The sequence below is a fragment of the Vibrio crassostreae 9ZC13 genome (assembly GCF_000272045.2).
GTDB classification, from domain to species: domain Bacteria; phylum Pseudomonadota; class Gammaproteobacteria; order Enterobacterales; family Vibrionaceae; genus Vibrio; species Vibrio crassostreae_C.
This window is the reverse complement of sequence record NZ_AJYZ02000037.1, coordinates 122,035-125,720: the sequence shown is the minus strand read 5'-3', so window position 1 is coordinate 125,720 and position 3,686 is coordinate 122,035. Positions and strand designations below refer to the sequence as shown.

The window sequence follows — 3,686 nt, the reverse complement described above, 5'->3', positions numbered from 1 at the left end:
ATAAAGAGTGATTCAAACTTAGTTTGAATCGAAATTGAGTCCGGCAAACAGTCATTAAGAATTAACCCTTCTTAATGACAACCAAAAACCTTGGTTAGTTGCCATACGCTTATTTGTCTTCACTTTTTAAAGTGAAAGCAAATAGAAACCCTTTCGGGTTGTATGGTTAAGTGACTAAGCGTACACGGTGGATGCCTTGGCAGTCAGAGGCGATGAAAGGCGTAATAACTTGCGATAAGCCCAGATTAGGTAGTAATAACCTTTTGAGTCTGGGATTCCTGAATGGGGAAACCCACTTACATAAGTAAGTATCCTGTTGTGAATACATAGCAACAGGAGGCAAACCGGGGGAACTGAAACATCTAAGTACCCCGAGGAAGAGAAATCAACCGAGATTCCGAAAGTAGCGGCGAGCGAAATTGGATTAGCCCTTAAGCTTTTAATGATGCAGGTGAAGAGTCTGGAAAGTCTCGCAGTAAAGGGTGATAGCCCCGTAACCGACACATCATAATCAGTGAAAACGAGTAGGGCGGGACACGTGATATCCTGTCTGAATATGGGGGGACCATCCTCCAAGGCTAAATACTACTGACTGACCGATAGTGAACCAGTACCGTGAGGGAAAGGCGAAAAGAACCCCTGTGAGGGGAGTGAAATAGAACCTGAAACCGTGTACGTACAAGCAGTAGGAGCACCTTCGTGGTGTGACTGCGTACCTTTTGTATAATGGGTCAGCGACTTAATTTTAGTAGCAAGGTTAACCGTTTAGGGGAGCCGTAGGGAAACCGAGTCTTAACTGGGCGTACAGTTGCTAGGATTAGACCCGAAACCAGGTGATCTAGCCATGGGCAGGTTGAAGGTTGAGTAACATCAACTGGAGGACCGAACCGACTAATGTTGAAAAATTAGCGGATGACTTGTGGCTAGGGGTGAAAGGCCAATCAAACCTGGAGATAGCTGGTTCTCCCCGAAAGCTATTTAGGTAGCGCCTCGGACGAATACTACTGGGGGTAGAGCACTGTTAAGGCTAGGGGGTCATCCCGACTTACCAACCCTTTGCAAACTCCGAATACCAGTAAGTACTATCCGGGAGACACACGGCGGGTGCTAACGTCCGTCGTGGAGAGGGAAACAACCCAGACCGCCAGCTAAGGTCCCAAAGTATAGCTAAGTGGGAAACGATGTGGGAAGGCTCAGACAGCCAGGATGTTGGCTTAGAAGCAGCCATCATTTAAAGAAAGCGTAATAGCTCACTGGTCGAGTCGGCCTGCGCGGAAGATGTAACGGGGCTAAGCTATACACCGAAGCTGCGGCTACGTACCTTAGGGTATGTGGGGTAGGGGAGCGTTCTGTAAGCCGTTGAAGGTGGTCTGTAAGGGCTGCTGGAGGTATCAGAAGTGCGAATGCTGACATGAGTAACGATAAAGGGAGTGAAAAACTCCCTCGCCGGAAGACCAAGGGTTCCTGTCCAACGTTAATCGGGGCAGGGTAAGTCGACTCCTAAGGCGAGGCCGAAAGGCGTAGTCGATGGGAAACGGGTTAATATTCCCGTACTTCTTACAATTGCGATGGGGGGACGGAGAAGGCTAGGTGGGCCTGGCGACGGTTGTCCAGGTTCAAGTACGTAGGCGGGTGGTTTAGGTAAATCCGGACCGCTATTAACGCTGAGATACGATGTCGAGCTACTACGGTAGTGAAGTCATTGATGCCATGCTTCCAGGAAAAGCCTCTAAGCTTCAGATTGTAAGGAATCGTACCCCAAACCGACACAGGTGGTCGGGTAGAGAATACCAAGGCGCTTGAGAGAACTCGGGTGAAGGAACTAGGCAAAATGGTACCGTAACTTCGGGAGAAGGTACGCTCTTATCAGTGAAGTCCCTTGCGGATGGAGCAGACGAGAGTCGCAGATACCAGGTGGCTGCAACTGTTTATTAAAAACACAGCACTGTGCAAAATCGTAAGATGACGTATACGGTGTGACGCCTGCCCGGTGCCGGAAGGTTAATTGATGGGGTTAGACTTCGGTCGAAGCTCTTGATCGAAGCCCCGGTAAACGGCGGCCGTAACTATAACGGTCCTAAGGTAGCGAAATTCCTTGTCGGGTAAGTTCCGACCTGCACGAATGGCGTAATGATGGCCACGCTGTCTCCACCCGAGACTCAGTGAAATTGAAATCGCTGTGAAGATGCAGTGTACCCGCGGCTAGACGGAAAGACCCCGTGAACCTTTACTACAGCTTGGCACTGAACATTGAACCTACATGTGTAGGATAGGTGGGAGACTTTGAAACCGCGTCGCTAGATGTGGTGGAGTCGTCCTTGAAATACCACCCTTGTAGTTTTGATGTTCTAACGTTGGTCCCTGAATCGGGATTACGGACAGTGCCTGGTGGGTAGTTTGACTGGGGCGGTCTCCTCCCAAAGAGTAACGGAGGAGCACGAAGGTGGGCTAAACACGGTTGGACATCGTGTGGTTAGTGCAATGGCATAAGCCCGCTTGACTGCGAGAATGACAATTCGAGCAGGTGCGAAAGCAGGTCATAGTGATCCGGTGGTTCTGAATGGAAGGGCCATCGCTCAACGGATAAAAGGTACTCCGGGGATAACAGGCTGATACCGCCCAAGAGTTCATATCGACGGCGGTGTTTGGCACCTCGATGTCGGCTCATCACATCCTGGGGCTGAAGTCGGTCCCAAGGGTATGGCTGTTCGCCATTTAAAGTGGTACGCGAGCTGGGTTTAGAACGTCGTGAGACAGTTCGGTCCCTATCTGCCGTGGGCGTTGGAAAATTGAAAGGGGCTGCTCCTAGTACGAGAGGACCGGAGTGGACGAACCTCTGGTGTTCGGGTTGTCATGCCAATGGCATTGCCCGGTAGCTAAGTTCGGAATCGATAACCGCTGAAAGCATCTAAGCGGGAAGCGAGCCTTGAGATGAGTTTTCCCTGACGCTATAAGCGTCCTTAAGGGTTGTTCAAGACTAGAACGTTGATAGGCAGGGTGTGTAAGTGCTGCGAGGCATTGAGCTAACCTGTACTAATTGCCCGTGAGGCTTAACCATACAAACACCCAAGGGGTTTTGTGGACTCAAAGAAAGACCAGACCTTGAATGAGTTTGAAAGAGATAAACTTTTAAATCAGTTTTCCAGATTATTTTGCCTTCAGTTTTTAAAAAAGCTGAAAGTAAAAGCAAAATTTGCTTGGCGACCATAGCATTGTGGACCCACCTGATTCCATGCCGAACTCAGAAGTGAAACACAATAGCGCCGATGGTAGTGTGGGGCTTCCCCATGTGAGAGTAGGACATCGCCAGGCTCCAAATTTATTTTCACTTTTTTAAAAGTGAAGACAAAAAGTGTTATGAACGACTTGTCAGCGACGACAAGTATTCCACTGCGGAGTGGTAGTTCAGTTGGTTAGAATACCGGCCTGTCACGCCGGGGGTCGCGGGTTCGAGTCCCGTCCACTCCGCCACTTATTCAGAGTTTCAGCTCTTTAAAACTGAAAATAGGGGTGTAGCTCCAATTGGCAGAGCAGCGGATTCCAAATCCGCGTGTTGGGAGTTCGAATCTCTCCACCCCTGCCATATTTAAGGCTCTAGTCGAAAGACTAGAGCCTTTTTGCTTTTTCCGGTATAGATAAATGAACAACGAAGCTCTACTGCTACAAATTATACCAATCCGGAAAAT

Annotated in this window: 2 tRNA genes and 2 rRNA genes; all 4 read left to right on the top strand. The window is 49.2% G+C overall.

Annotated elements, in window-relative coordinates:
* Positions 1 to 164: 164 nt before the first annotated feature.
* The 4 genes from A136_RS11365 to A136_RS11350 all read left to right on the top strand — a co-directional run bounded on the left by A136_RS11365 (position 165) and on the right by A136_RS11350 (position 3,583).
* A 23S ribosomal RNA gene (locus A136_RS11365) occupies positions 165 to 3,058 on the top strand.
* A gap of 138 nt (positions 3,059 to 3,196) precedes the next feature.
* Positions 3,197 to 3,312: ribosomal RNA gene (rrf, locus tag A136_RS11360) — 5S ribosomal RNA — on the top strand.
* An 82-nt stretch (positions 3,313 to 3,394) separates the two neighbouring features.
* A tRNA-Asp gene (locus A136_RS11355) sits at positions 3,395 to 3,471 on the top strand.
* A gap of 35 nt (positions 3,472 to 3,506) precedes the next feature.
* Positions 3,507 to 3,583 (top strand) — tRNA-Trp (locus A136_RS11350).
* The last annotated feature ends 103 nt before the right edge of the window (positions 3,584 to 3,686 follow it).